The 14,211-nt window shown below is 41.1% G+C and carries 10 protein-coding genes; 8 read left to right on the top strand and 2 right to left on the bottom strand.

Annotation, left to right across the window (positions count from 1 at the left end):
- Positions 1–55: 55 nt before the first annotated feature.
- The 6 genes from E3K36_13725 to E3K36_13700 all read left to right on the top strand — a co-directional run bounded on the left by E3K36_13725 (position 56) and on the right by E3K36_13700 (position 8,065).
- Positions 56–1,927, top strand: coding sequence for a hypothetical protein (locus E3K36_13725; protein ID MCF6156268.1), 1,872 nt, complete (start codon positions 56–58; stop codon positions 1,925–1,927).
- 4 nt (positions 1,928–1,931) lie between these two features.
- Positions 1,932–2,783, top strand: a complete 852-nt coding sequence (gene ccsB, locus E3K36_13720; protein ID MCF6156267.1) for a c-type cytochrome biogenesis protein CcsB — start codon at positions 1,932–1,934, stop codon at positions 2,781–2,783.
- A gap of 18 nt (positions 2,784–2,801) precedes the next feature.
- Complete coding sequence (locus tag E3K36_13715) at positions 2,802–3,080, top strand: acylphosphatase (protein ID MCF6156266.1); 279 nt, start codon at positions 2,802–2,804, stop codon at positions 3,078–3,080.
- A gap of 122 nt (positions 3,081–3,202) precedes the next feature.
- Positions 3,203–3,496, top strand: a complete 294-nt coding sequence (locus tag E3K36_13710; GenBank protein MCF6156265.1) for a DUF167 domain-containing protein — start codon at positions 3,203–3,205, stop codon at positions 3,494–3,496.
- Positions 3,497–3,513: 17 nt separating this feature from the next.
- Positions 3,514–6,330 (top strand): isoleucine--tRNA ligase, encoded by a 2,817-nt coding sequence (gene ileS / locus E3K36_13705; GenBank protein ID MCF6156264.1) that lies wholly within the window; start codon positions 3,514–3,516, stop codon positions 6,328–6,330.
- Positions 6,331–6,655: 325 nt separating this feature from the next.
- Positions 6,656–8,065 (top strand): hypothetical protein, encoded by a 1,410-nt coding sequence (locus E3K36_13700; protein MCF6156263.1) that lies wholly within the window; start codon positions 6,656–6,658, stop codon positions 8,063–8,065.
- 156 nt (positions 8,066–8,221) lie between these two features.
- Here the strand turns inward: E3K36_13700 and holB are convergent, their stop codons facing one another.
- Both holB and E3K36_13690 read right to left on the bottom strand, forming a co-directional pair.
- Complete coding sequence (gene holB, locus E3K36_13695) at positions 8,222–9,262, bottom strand: DNA polymerase III subunit delta' (protein MCF6156262.1); 1,041 nt, start codon at positions 9,260–9,262, stop codon at positions 8,222–8,224.
- A gap of 194 nt (positions 9,263–9,456) precedes the next feature.
- On the bottom strand, positions 9,457–9,765 hold the full coding sequence (locus tag E3K36_13690; GenBank protein MCF6156261.1) for a biotin/lipoyl-binding protein: 309 nt from the start codon (positions 9,763–9,765) through the stop codon (positions 9,457–9,459).
- A gap of 879 nt (positions 9,766–10,644) precedes the next feature.
- Here E3K36_13690 and rny point away from each other — a divergent pair.
- Positions 10,645–12,201 (top strand): ribonuclease Y, encoded by a 1,557-nt coding sequence (gene rny / locus E3K36_13685; GenBank protein ID MCF6156260.1) that lies wholly within the window; start codon positions 10,645–10,647, stop codon positions 12,199–12,201.
- A gap of 3 nt (positions 12,202–12,204) precedes the next feature.
- Complete coding sequence (gene mnmG / locus E3K36_13680; protein MCF6156259.1) at positions 12,205–14,031, top strand: tRNA uridine-5-carboxymethylaminomethyl(34) synthesis enzyme MnmG; 1,827 nt, start codon at positions 12,205–12,207, stop codon at positions 14,029–14,031.
- The last annotated feature ends 180 nt before the right edge of the window (positions 14,032–14,211 follow it).

Here is a 14,211-nt window from a genome sequence, read left to right as displayed (position 1 = left end):
TATTTTATAGTTTGTTGTAAAAGTATTTTTGAGTTATTTTCAGTTTGATAATCTTATGAAAAATGGAAAACAGAATCAGCCTCGCACAATAACAGAAACAAAAGATACTGCAAAGCAAATCAATCAGAAACAGATAAATCGATACAAGCCAAAGGAAACCAACAAAGTTTGGGATTTTTTTTGCTCAGTAAAACTTGCGGTAGCAATTATTTTGATAATGGTTGTGGCATGTATCCTGGGAACGGTAATCCTGCAAGAAAAAACCCTTGATGAATATACGGCAAGATATGGATACGGACTTGCAAATTTTTTCAGAATAACACAATTATCGAATGTATTCTACTCCTATTGGTTTTCATTCCTGCTGGTATTGCTTTGTGCCAACCTTATTTGTTGTACCATAAAGCGGTGGAAAAATACCTTCCTGCAGACCGGTTTCATTCTCACTCATCTCAGCCTTGTTTTAATATTGATTGGTGGTGTTGTAAAATTCCAACTGGGCGTAAAGGGCGGCGTAAATGTTTACGAAGGGAAATCGGTAAATTATTTTCTTACCCAGTTGATCAACCGGCAGGGGAAATTGGACTACGTCAAGAAAGATTTGCCATTTTCGATTGCTTTAGATGATTTCATATTAGAAAAGAATGAACCGAAATTTCAACTCGTGTCATATGTAAAGAGTAAAGACCGTCAAAAAGTGCTGGATGTTAAACCTGGGAAAAGGCAACGAGTTCCGGGATCGGATTATCGGGTAACTATCAAAGACTATATTCCAGATGCAGAATTACAACAAGAACCGATGAATACATCAGACAAACCCGAGAACCCGGCTATTTTTGTAAGGCTGATGGGGTCTGAAAAGGTTGCTGCAGAGGGATGGTTATTAGCTCATGATCGTAACTCTTATGAGGATAAAAAACAAAATTTACGAATAGAATATGTCTGGCTGCCTTCCCAGGAAGAATTAGATAAAGCCATTAGCTCAGTTGAGGCTGGACATGCAAAGGTATCTGTAGCGATAGCTGGCCAGGGTTTGTCTCAAGACTATTCTCTGGAATTAAATAAAGTTTTTAAATTTGAAGGAACTGAATATTCGATAAGAATGTTACAATATGTGCTTAATTACGGAGATAAAAGGCCTTTACATGAGCAACCGTCGGATAATCCAGCTGTTCAAATAGAAATCAATGGCCCGGAAGGCGCTGAAACCCGTTGGGTATTTGAGAAATTTCCTGACTGGGATAAAATGCATCCTGGGAAATATAAGAATGTAAAACTGACCTGTAGTGGAATTGCCAGTGCCTATATGGCAAAAAATACCATAAGGATTTTTCAATCACCCGAAGGAAAACAGGTAATTGCATATATAAAGGACAAACGTGTGGCAGAAACCATACCATGGGAATTGGAAAAGAAGTATACTATTGCCGATACAGGGAATCAGCTTACCGTATCTAAATATTTCCCATCCTTCGATTTCAAAAGAGAAGTTATAAAAAAATCAGACGAGATCGGGATACCTGCTATTTTAGTTGAAGTTGATGGACCACGAGGAAAGACCGAAGATTGGTTGTTCTCCAATAATCAATATGCCACATGGTATCCCGATAACAATTTCGCACTCGTTTATGAATCCACGGGCGAGTCAATCAAGCACTTCACGAGTAAATTGCGAATCGAAGAAAATGGTCAAACCGTAGCGGAAAAAACCATCAGGGTAAACGACCCTTTGAAATACAAAGGCTACGCTATTTATCAATCAAGTTACGATCCAGAGGCTGGAAATTTTTCCGGTTTACAAATTGTTAAAGACCCTGGTATCCCGGTAGTGTACTCGGGTTTTGGTGCATTGTGTTTTGGGGTTATATTTATATTTTACATAAAGCCATTTCTGCGGAAAAAAACAAAAAAAGAGGCGGAGGAATAATAAAATGAGTTTGATCAATGTCACGTTGATTGTATATGTAATAGCTTCCATTAGCTACATAGTAAGAGAGATCTGGGGATCCAAAACTACAAAATGGACATCTCTTGGATTGCTCATTTTAGCATTTTGTCTGAATCTGGCGATGGTAGCAAAACGTTCTATAGAAGCTGGGCACCCGCCCTTTTCTAACTTATATGAATCGCTCATTTTTTATGCCTGCTGCACGGCCTTTGTCTATATTATATTCGAATTCGTTTATAACTTTAGGGTCGTTGGTGCCCTGGCATCCGTCCTGTCGATGTTAATATTGCTCTATGCAACACTTCAGGATGATACCATAAGACCCATCATGCCGGCATTGAAGAGTAACTGGATGTTAGTACATGTCGTTACCTATATGCTTGGATATGCTGCTTTTGGCATTTCATTTGTAACAAGTATAATATTTTTAGTTGTTAAACCTTTTGCCAGGAAGGGTAAAGAGGATAAAGAAAGTGATGAAGGGAAAGAGATATTACCCAGAAATTTTGACAGGTTAAGCTATAAAATAGTTGCTTTTGGATTTCCCTTTCTTACCCTGGGTATGGTTACCGGTGCGGTTTGGGCAAAAAAAGCGTGGGGTGATTATTGGTCGTGGGATCCTAAAGAAACGTGGTCTTTGATTACGTGGCTTGCATATCTGGTCTATTTACACAGTCCCCTTGTTTTGCCGAAAATGAACGTTAACAAATCAAAGGCCTCTGTTATTTTAGCATTCTGGTTACTCTTCGCGTTTGGAATAGTGAACTTTACCTTTGTGGGTTTAAACTATTTACCTTCCGCATCTGAGAGCGAACATATTTACGGATCACAATAGTCTTTTGAAGATAAGCATATGCCTATGACAAGGGCGCATGTTTATGTACACGGCAGGGTTCAGGGAGTATTCTTTCGCGCTTCCACGAGGGACAAGGCCCGATCATTTGGCATTAAAGGATGGGTAAAGAATTGTTTCGATGGCAGTGTTGAAGCTGTTTTTGAAGGTAAAAGGGATGCCGTTGATAAGATAGTAAATTGGTGCAGAAAAGGACCGCCCGGTGCTTTTGTCGAACATATAAATGTCTGCAGGGAAGAATACTCCGGTGAATTCGATGAATTCTCGGTAGTTTATTAATAGTTGTTCAATATCAGATGGAAGACCTCCCCTTCGTCTCCTCCTTCGCAAGGAGGGGAAAGAGGGACGGTTATAAAATTTCAAAGAACCCGACTGGATATTGGACAGTTACCAGTATTCGTATGCTTGATATTGTCACTACAAACTCAGGCGTTATTCTATCCATCCGAACACAGCCAGGTTCAAGCAAAAATCGTATTATAGGCGAATATGGAGGACGCTTGAAATTAGCCGTTACAGCAGCCCCGGAAAAAGGCAAGGCAAACAAGGCAGTAATTGAACTTTTAGCAGACACACTGCATGTTCATGAATCCTCTATCCATATCATTTCCGGCGAAACATCACGAGATAAGAGATTAATGATTGAAGGATTAACCCTTGAAGATTTAAAATCCTTATTGAACCTGGAATCTTAAGGAAATTACTCATCTATATGGATTATAAAAACACCCTCAATCTACCCACCACCAAATTTCCCATGAAGGCGGATTTGCTCAGAAAAGAGCCGGAAATCCAAAAAACGTGGGAAAAGGATCAACTCTACGAGCAAGTTCGCAAGACACGTGCCGGGAGAGAAAAATATATCCTGCACGATGGCCCCCCCTACCCGACTGGTGAACTACACATTGGTACCGGTTTGAATAAAATATTAAAAGACTTCATTGTACGATTTCATACAATGAAGGGTTATGATGCGCCTTATGTTCCCGGCTGGGATTGTCACGGTTTGCCGATTGAACACCGCGTAATGCAGGAAGTTGGTGAAGAAAGAAAAAATTTAACAAAACCAGAAATTCGGAAAAAATGCAAAAAATATGCGGAAAAATTTGTAAAACTTCAAAGAACTCAATTTAAGGCGCTTGGGATACTGGGAAACTGGGAACATCCATACCTGACCTTTGATCCTAAATATGAAGCAGGCATCATCGAGGTATTTGGAAAACTGGTTGAAAAAGGATATGTGTATCGAAGCAAAAAACCTGTCCACTGGTGTCCCAATGAACTTGGACAAACGACCCTTGCCGAAGCAGAACTTGACTATAGGGAAGAAACTCCCAGTCCATCCATTTATGTAAACTTCAAACTCACTGACGGTATCGACAATTTATTCAAAGGTGCAGACAGCAATAATTCGTATATCATGATATGGACAACTACCCCCTGGACACTTCCGGCAAACGTTGCAGTCGCCATCCACCCAGAACATGAATATGTTGCCATTCGTTATTTGAATCCTAAAACGCAAAAGAAAGAAATTACTGTCCTTGCTGATAAGAGGGCTGAATTAATCATATCTGCGTTAGGAATCAAGGATTACGAATACCTCGGCAAGATACAGGGGCGTTTATTGGAGGGTATAAAATACCGGCATCCTTTTATAGACAGAATAGGTTCTGTAGTATTGGCAGACTATGTGACCTTATCGGATGGGACGGGCTGTGTTCACACAGCGCCAGGACATGGCCAGGAAGATTATCTTACCGGCATTAAATATCATTTACCCCTGTTAAGTCCTGTTGATGAAAAGGGTAATTTTACAAAAGAGGCAGGTGAATTTGCCGGGCTCAATATCTTAAAAGAAGGAAACGACGCGATAATTAAAAAACTGGAGATGTTAGGGGCGTTACTTGATAAAAAAGACATTGCCCACTCCTATCCCCATTGTTGGCGATGTGATGATCCGGTTATCTTCAGGGCAACGGAGCAGTGGTTTGTCAGTCTTGATTATAACAACCTGCGTCAAAAGGTATTGGATGAGATAAAGCGGACGAAATGGATACCTTCCTGGGGCGAGAATCGTATGGCAAAGATGATTTCGGAGCGCCCTGATTGGTGCATCTCCCGACAGCGTTCATGGGGTGTACCCATTCCTGCCTTTCATTGTGTACATTGCCGTCAAGCACATATAAATACAAAGACCATAGATTATGTGAGAGACAAATTTGAGAAGGAAGGGGCCGATATTTGGTTTTACAAGGAGGTATCTTATTTTTTACCGCCTGATACGAAATGCACTCAATGTGGGGGTGACCGGTTTGAAAAAGAAATGGATATCTTCGATGTCTGGTTCGAGTCTGGCTCAAGCCACCATGCCGTTTTACACAAGCGCACTGAGTTATCGTATCCAGCCGATCTGTATCTGGAAGGGACGGATCAACACCGTGGATGGTTTCAGCTTTCATTACTTCCATCGGTTGGTGCGTGGGATAAAGCACCTTTCAAATCTGTCTTGACACACGGGTTTGTTGTTGATGAACATGGAAAAAAGATGTCCAAATCCCGTGGAAATTTCATATCTGTAGAAGACGCTTTAAAGGAATTTGGTGCTGACGTGCTCAGGTTATGGACTTCCTCTTTAGACTATCAAAATGATATGAGTGTGTCTCGTAATTTAATCATCAGGTGTTCGGATGCCTACAGACGGGTTCGCAACACGTTCAGATATCTGCTCAGCAACCTTTACGATTTCGACCCAAAGGTAAATACCATAGCCTATGAAGGATTACTGGAAATAGACCGATGGGCATTGCATAAGACACAAGAATTAATTAAGAACATTACGTCGGCCTATGAGTCGTTACAATTTCACCGTGTTTTTCATAATATCTACAACTTTTGTTCGGTGGAAATGAGTGCCTTTTATCTGGATATTTTGAAGGACCGGTCCTATACCTTTCCCAAAAATTCAAAGGAGCGACGTGCCGCACAGACGGTGATGTATTACATCCTGTTAAACCTTGTTAAATTGTCCGCACCGATTATTGTTCACACGGCGGAAGAAGTATGGTCAGCAATTATCCATAAGGATGAGGACGTCTCCAGCGTTCATTTGACGACATTTCCAAAAGAAGTCCCTGTCTGGACAGACAACTCTCTCAATGAAAGATGGGAAAAGTTAATCAATATAAGAACCGATGTGGCAAGGGAACTGGAAAAGATGCGTGCCGCCAAGTTGATAGGTAACTCATTGGAGGCATCCGTCAATCTTTATACAGAAAACGAAGAACTCTGGCGGTTCCTTAAAAGCTACGAAAAAGACCTTCCTATGATATTTCTTGTGTCTGAGGTAAATTTGGATAAGAGTATAACATCCGAAGCGGTGAAGGGGGAATTAACCGAAAATCTTTGGATAGAATGCAATGTATCGCAACACAAAAAATGTGAAAGGTGCTGGAACCTGAGAGAGAGCGTGGGAACCGTCAAGGAACATCCTACCATATGTGCCCGGTGTGTTACCGCACTTCAATAATTTTCAATTTAGCTTTTTGAAAAATCTCAATAAAATTAAAGCCACTCACGACCTTTATAAGGTGTAAGGCCTTTCCCGTATCAAACGTACCTATAAATCCCCTGAGGTAGGTCAACCGTCCCCGGTTGATATCATAATGACAAGCGAGGACGCTTGTCCTACCGATAGAGGAGGTTTTGTTCTTCCCTCTGAAAAGAGTTGTAAAAACAACCTTTCTGTGTCATATTACAATAGGTGCAGATACCATTTCTCTTTGCTTACCTCGCTTTCGCTTACCGAATTGAATCATATATTATTTTGAAAATGTAAGGGCGGCGGTAAAACTATGAAAAATACATCTTTTATCCTTGCCTATTGTTTTTTAATTGTTTGTGCCATCTTTGGTTTTTGTTCAAATTTAACATGCGCGGCGCCACCACCGCTGGTTGCGACAACATGTGAAGCAACGGACGTGACTTCAAGCTCGTCAACCCTAAATGGGAATGTTATTAGTTATTTTTTTGAACCTCTTACAATAACAGTATGGTTTGAGTACGGAACGACCCGTGACAATTACAGCGGTACATCCTCAACACAAAATGTGACTGGAACTAGCGAGACAACTGGTAGCGCCATACCTGTAAGTATCGGTATAAGTGGATTGTCTCCTGACACAACTTATTATTACAGGATTGTAACACAGATCGTTAACCCTGGTGGAGTAATTGTGGGTGGAAGCACGGGACGAGAAAAGTCCTTTGCTACGTTATCGGCAACGGCGACGCCCGTAGCAATAGTCACACCATCACCACATCCAACCAATAATTGCAGTTGTATAATACCTGGAAAGGTAATAGATGCATTAACTAAAAAAGGTATTAAAGGCGCAATGATTACTGAGGCTAGCGCTGGTCTAGGAATATCTTTTACAAACGCAGATGGTTCTTATCTTTGGTTCGATCCAGAAGAGGTTTGGTGTTGTGGAGGTGCTTATACTCTTACTGCATCAGCAGATGGTTACAAATCGTTATCACAACTTATTGACATAGAACCTTGTATCCCTCGAACGTTAGATTTTGAATTACAACCCATATCGGCAACACCAACGCCAATAGTATCACCAACGGAGCTACCAGATGTAATAACAGATGATGCAACAAATGTAACATCCAGTTCGGCAACTTTACATGGAAGAATCCTGAAGTATGTGACGATAGGAGCAAAGTGGTTCGAATACTGTACGGTCAGCGGGGCATTAGACCGTACAGTGGCAACATACGGTTCAGGTGAATCAGAGACATATGACATGGTAAGCGCCGACATAAATGGATTATCACCTGTAACAACTTATTACTATAGGATAGTTGGGCAGTATAAAGATCATAATACGTACGGAGATGAAAAGTCTTTTATAACATTGGCGGCAACGCCCGCAGTAACACCTACACCCCTATGCGAAGCTGAATCCATAGAGGCATTTCCCAAAATGCTGAAACTCCGGAGAGAAGAGAGCGGTGACGTAACGGTAGCGGTGGCAGGTAGCGAAGGTTGCCCGGTTGTGGGTGAAACAGTAACGGCGAAGATCAAGACAGGTAAGAGGCGTATATCAGTTACACCGTTAAGCCAAAATACCGACGCTAGCGGTGAGGCTATATTTACGATTACAGCCACGAAGAAGACCGGTAATGCAAGGGTCAAATTCGAGGCAGCCAGCGGTTTGAAGACGACTGTAACCGTGAAGGTGAGAAGAGAGTAATACAATCTCAGCAAAAGGAAAACTGCAAGATTGAACCAGCTCTGACGAACTGAAGTTCGCGCTACAACCGCAACTTTGAACTGTTACTGACATAGGTAGCTACTGAGAATTACAATGTAGCCATGATTACCGTTGGCATTAAAGAATTAAAAATTATTATTGTAAAGATGGTATTCTGTAACCAAATTGAAGATGGAGTATCTTCGTTATCATATTTTCCAGTAATAAAGTAATATTAGCATTACGGTCAAGATGTTCCAGGGATGTCTTGATCACGTGTATAATGCGGAACAGCACATCTTCAGAGAATGATTTGCTTTTCGAGATTAATGCATCTCTCCAATCAATATAATAAATAGGTAACTCGCTTCCCTCTGTCTTACAAATAAGCAAGTCCCGGTAATACAAAAGAAATGAAAGTATCAGTTCTTTTACGTACGTTCGTTTTTCCTCTAATACTTCCAGATCCTGGATATGCCATTCCTCGAATAATTCTTTTGAAAAAGTTAAATTATCATTCATTTCTAATGTCAAAATCCGGTCAACAAGCCAATTCTTCTTTTCAAGGGCATGTGTACCGGAAAGTAATGTAGCCCTCTCAACACTGCCATTGGATACGACTGCTAATCGTTCTGCTTGTTTATTATCCAGTTGAAACCGATTTATGAGGATGTCTTTTACCACGGTTGCTGATAACGGAGAAAACCGGACTATTTGACACCTCGACCGGATCGTTTCCCTGACTGATTCTAAAGAGGTTACGATTAATATAATAATAGCATAGGAAGGAGGCTCTTCCAAAGTTTTCAATAAACAGTTAGATGCCTCCTCGTTCATCTTGTCCGCTGATTGTATAATTGCTATTTTATACTTTGATTCCAGAGGTTTGACACTCAGGACGTCCTGGAGGTATTGTAATTGTTCAATTTTAATCACCCGACTGTTTTTCTCAGGGAGTATGAAAAAAAGGTCAGAAAAATTATCACTGGTGATTCTTTTACAAGAATTGCAGGTATCGCACGCATCCACACCAGGATGTTGACAAAAAATCGTCTTTGCTAATTCTTTGGAAAATAATGTTTTACCGATGCCTTCCTGGCCAGCGAAGATATAAGCGTGTGCCAGACGGTCATTGAGAATAGCGTTTTGAAATAACTTCACAACACGGTCCTGGCAAGAGATGATTTTAAAAGACATGTGTGATCTCGTCTAACACAGATGCATAATACTATTGATGCCCTGGAAGTTCTTTGGGATAAAGCTTTTTTACCCCCTTCCATCCACCTGCAACAAGAGGTAGATAGAGAGGGATAAATGGTTGTATCATTGTGTGCTATGGATAAGCATAACGAGGAACGTAATTCTCATCGTATTGCTTGATGCTTGAAAAACTAATCCTCTTCTTCCTCTTCCTCCTCATCCTCCTCTTCCTCTTCTTCCTCTTCCTCTTCTTCCTCCTCTTCAGTTTCGAGTATTGCCATAATATCACCTACTTTCACTACGTCACCTTCCTGCGCAAGTATCTCTAACAATCTGCCGGACACAGGAGCTGTAACATTAAAAGTTGTCTTCTCGGTGATCATCTCGACAAGGTCTTCACCCTCTTCAACCTCTTCATCTTCTTCTACATACCAAAAAGAGACTGTCGCTTCGTCGCCATTATTTCCTTCCACTTCTGGTAATTCTACTTCGACTCTCATATGGATTCTCCTAAATTATCAAAGCAATGGTTTTAGCAAAAAAAATATTTAGTCTTTCATTGAAAACCTCTATTAAGATGAAAGAAAAGATTATACTTAGCGATATTTTTCTTGTCAAGCATCAAGGTAATAAATAAAAAATCAAAAACAGTTACTTATGATTCATAATTTCTTAACCCTTTTCATAATATGGATATAAAATCGCTTGACTTGGTTTAAAAGATAGTTTAAAATTCGATTTAAATGAAAAACCGCTGACAAAAGCATTCCAGAAGGAATGTGTTACGTTTCAAAACGAACTTTAAAATTTCATGGTATGCATTGTCAGTATTATATACTTTTTGGAAAAGTCTTAAAGAGAAGCTCGGGAAACGCTGATCTAAGGAATGCCCCTGATATTATTAAATCTTTATATTAGAAATAGTTGGAGAAATGAACAAAAACAGTATATCAATATCTACAAGATACCTGTTGTTTTTGATATACTGTTTTGCTTCTTATGATTGTCATTTAACGATAATCAATTATGGATCTTAAAGGAAAAATATTTAATAAGCCCAATCTGATTTGTCCAAGAGGTACTTTAAAGAGATGGCGCTATTGCCATAATCGATACGGCATTTTATATAATCATATTATGCCAATGCCGTACTTTAAGTCAAAATATGTAATTCTTGGGAAATATTTCTAAAAGATCCCGTCCTTCATTTCCTATTCTAGTTCTGTTCAAACTGGCATTTCGCTCAGGTGGCATTTCTTCCAAACGGTTTCATCAAGTTTCGTTTTTCCCGACCTTCATTTCTCATTATCTCGTATTACATCTAAGATTGTTTTTTATTTTTGGAGGATGAGCCCGACAAATCGGCTTATGAATGTAAAATGCAACTATTTCAACTATTGGCATGCATCCTTTCCCCTCTATGCCTTGCCATTGGATACTTTATTTGTATTCTCGTATACAAAAAGAGGCAAGCTGCCAGCGAAAAGAAGATAAAGCATCTTCTTGAAGAATCACAACAAGCGGCTGAAAAAATTAAGAAGGAAGCTGAACTGGCAGCGAAAGCAGAACTGTACCAACGCAGAGAGGCTTTTGAAAAAGAAACCCAGGAAACAAAGATGGAGTTAAGGTTACATGAAAAGAGGTTGAGCAAAAGAGAAGATAACCTGGAACGCAAAATGGAGTTATTAACAAAAAAGGAAAGGTATATTGACACGCTTTCTGCCAATTTTGCCATAAAAGAAAAAAAATTAGACGAAAAGAGATTAGAACTTGAAAAGTTAATAGAAGAAGAAAATAAAGCCCTCCAGAAAATCTCTAATTTATCCAGAGAAGAGGCTGAAAAACTTTTATTAAGTCGGCTGGAAAAAGAGCTTGACATCAAATGCTCTGAACTGATTTCAAAAAAAATAGTGGAAGCAAAGGAAAATGCAGAACAAACTGCTGTATCATTAATAAGCACCGCTATTCAACGGTGCGCAGCAGCTCAAACAGCTGAAAATATCGTAAGTTCAATTGAACTCCCCAACAATGAAATGAAAGGGCGTATCATCGGCCGCGAAGGAAGGAACATCCGCGCCTTTGAGAAGGCAACCGGAATTGACGTTATTGTGGATGATACCCCTGGCGTAATCGTCCTTTCTGGATTTGATAGTGTCCGCCGCGAAATAGCACGGCAATCGATGGAGAAACTGATCCTTGACGGAAGAATTCATCCGGCACATATCGAAGAAATTGTGAAAGAAACGGAAAAGGAAGTAGAACAGGTTATTCAGGAAACTGGAAAGCAAACGTGTTTTGAATTAGGGATTCATAATATTCATCCGGAATTGATAAAACTTGTTGGAAGGCTTAAGTATAGAACGAGTTATGGACAAAATCAACTGCAGCATTCTATCGAAGTTGCAAACCTCATGGGTATCATTGCAGGCGAATTAAAACTGGATGTCCCATTGGCAAAAAGATGCGGCCTTTTGCATGACATTGGTAAGGCTATAGGCCCTGAAATGGAAGGCACTCATGCCATCGCAGGCGCTGATCTTGCAAAGCGTTATGATGAAAGACCTGAAGTGGTAAACGCAATTGCCGGCCATCATGAAGAAACACCGGTGGAATCTGTTTATACTGTGTTGGCAAGTGCGGCTGATGCTATCTCTGCGGGAAGACCAGGTGCAAGGAGAGAAACGTTGGAAAAGTATATTAAACGACTGGAGAAACTGGAAAGTATTGCAACTTCTTTCAACGGTGTAGAAAGCGCCTATGCCATTCAGGCAGGAAGGGAAGTACGTGTGATGGTATGTCCGGATAAGACAAATGACAAGGCCGCTTCCAAGTTGTGTTATGATATTGCCAAAGAAATCGAAGGACAATTGGAATACCCGGGGGAGGTCGTTGTTACCGTAATTCGGGAAACACGTTTTGTTGAACGTGCAAAGTAGTATATGCATACAGAATTTGACGTAATCGTGGTCGGCGCCGGACATGCAGGCTGCGAAGCAGCCCTCGCATCTGCACGTATGGGCATGAGTACGGCATTGCTCACGATAAATCTGGATACGATTGCCCAAATGTCATGCAACCCTGCCATCGGTGGCCTTGCAAAAGGTCAATTGGTTCGGGAAATCGACGCCCTCGGTGGTGAAATGGCAAAAGTGACAGATGAGACAGGCATACAGTTCCGTATGCTCAATACCAAAAAAGGCCCTGCCGTTCATTCTCCCCGTGCCCAGACCGACAAAAAAGCCTACCAGGTATCCATGAAAAAAAGGGTGGAAAGCCAGAACAATCTTTTTTTGAGGCAAGAGGTTGTCGACGACCTCATCATCGATAATAAAAAGGTAGTCGGGATTATTGGTCAAAGTGGCATTACATATAGAGCAAGGGCTGTCATCCTTACTACAGGGACGTTCTTAAAAGGTCTTATCCATATCGGAGAGTTTATAACCTCTGGTGGCCGGATTGGAGAACTCTCATCAGAAAAGTTGTCAGATTCCTTGGGGAGGATGGGGTTTGAGGTTGGGCGTCTCAAGACAGGTACTCCCCCGCGTCTTAACGGCCGCACTATTAACTATAAGATACTCACACCACAGTATGGTGATGAAGATCCGCAACCTTTTTCATTTTCAACAGCATCGGTTATCTGTTCACAAGTCCCTTGTTATATTACTCATACGAACCCGGATACACACAAAATCATTGTGGCCAACTTGTCCCGTGCACCACTCTACACGGGACAGATTAAATCTGTGGGGCCCAGATACTGCCCCTCTTTAGAAGATAAGATTGTACGCTTTCCAGGAAAAGATCAACACCAGATATTTCTGGAGCCAGAAGGGTTAAATACCTTTGAGGTTTATTGCAATGGGATCTCAACCAGTATGCCCCATGACGTTCAGGAGGCAATCGTTCATTCTATTGCTGGCCTGGAATCAGCTGAAATACTGCGTTACGGTTATGCCATTGAATACGATTTTGTACCACCGACCCAACTCCAGCCATCCCTGGAAACAAAACTGGTAGAAAACCTTTTTCATGCAGGACAAATTAATGGAACCTCCGGTTATGAAGAAGCTGCTGCCCAGGGAATTATGGCCGGTATCAATGCGGCACTGAAGATACAGGGAAAAGAGCCTTTTATCCTGGGCCGCTCTGAGGCATATATCGGTGTGCTGATCGATGACCTTGTTACAAAAGGGACACAAGAACCCTATCGGATGTTTACCTCCCGTGCGGAATACCGGCTTCTTTTAAGACATGACAATGCCGACAGACGGTTAATGAAATATGGGTACCGTTACGGACTCATTTCAGAACATCAATGGCACAAATTACAGGAAAAGGAGGAGTCCATTACGGAAATCCTGACCTATCTGGGAAAAAAAATGGTGGGGCCGGACACCCTTACAAAAATATTGAGTCGGCCAGACAGCGCCTTTGATCACTTACTAGCCATGGACACCGGACTCAGTCAAAGGCAAATATCAAAAGAAGTAAAGGAACAGGTAGAAATTGAGGTAAAGTATAAGGGGTACATAGAGCGTCAGCAAATCCAGATAGAGAAGTTCAAAAAGATGGAAGATTATAAAATCCCCCCATGGCTTGACTACCAGAATATTTCTGAACTCAGGAAAGAGGCACGCCAAAAGCTTGTCCAGATCCGCCCGGTTTCCCTGGCACAGGCCTCCCGCATCTCAGGTGTCTCCCCTGCCGACATTACCATTCTTATGATCTATCTTGTGGGGAAAATGAAAAAAGATCGTGAATCGTGACCGTTCTCCGTGTCCGTGTGCTGGATAATTTCGCATCTCTTTACGGTCACGCTAACAGACTGTGCCAAATGAAACTGTTCTTTGACAAAAAAGTTTGAAAAAGAAACCCTAGCAGGCACTATTTTTCAAAAGCGAGTTGTTTCAAGCTGAAATAATATGATAAGTGACTATCGATATCAC

Origin of the sequence: Candidatus Brocadia sp. (assembly GCA_021646415.1) — a bacterium.
GTDB lineage: Bacteria > Planctomycetota > Brocadiia > Brocadiales > Brocadiaceae > Brocadia.
Note: the sequence above shows the minus strand (reverse complement) of the source record. Positions and strands in the feature narration are given on the sequence as shown.

Coding starts and splice junctions, on each gene's coding strand:
- E3K36_13725 (MCF6156268.1), top strand. CDS start 56: ATGAAAAATGGAAAACAGAATCAGCCTCGCACAATAACAGAAACAAAA.
- ccsB (MCF6156267.1), top strand. CDS start 1,932: ATGAGTTTGATCAATGTCACGTTGATTGTATATGTAATAGCTTCCATT.
- E3K36_13715 (MCF6156266.1), top strand. CDS start 2,802: ATGCCTATGACAAGGGCGCATGTTTATGTACACGGCAGGGTTCAGGGA.
- E3K36_13710 (MCF6156265.1), top strand. CDS start 3,203: ATGCTTGATATTGTCACTACAAACTCAGGCGTTATTCTATCCATCCGA.
- ileS (MCF6156264.1), top strand. CDS start 3,514: ATGGATTATAAAAACACCCTCAATCTACCCACCACCAAATTTCCCATG.
- E3K36_13700 (MCF6156263.1), top strand. CDS start 6,656: ATGAAAAATACATCTTTTATCCTTGCCTATTGTTTTTTAATTGTTTGT.
- holB (MCF6156262.1), bottom strand. CDS start 9,262: ATGTCTTTTAAAATCATCTCTTGCCAGGACCGTGTTGTGAAGTTATTT.
- E3K36_13690 (MCF6156261.1), bottom strand. CDS start 9,765: ATGAGAGTCGAAGTAGAATTACCAGAAGTGGAAGGAAATAATGGCGAC.
- rny (MCF6156260.1), top strand. CDS start 10,645: ATGCAACTATTTCAACTATTGGCATGCATCCTTTCCCCTCTATGCCTT.
- mnmG (MCF6156259.1), top strand. CDS start 12,205: ATGCATACAGAATTTGACGTAATCGTGGTCGGCGCCGGACATGCAGGC.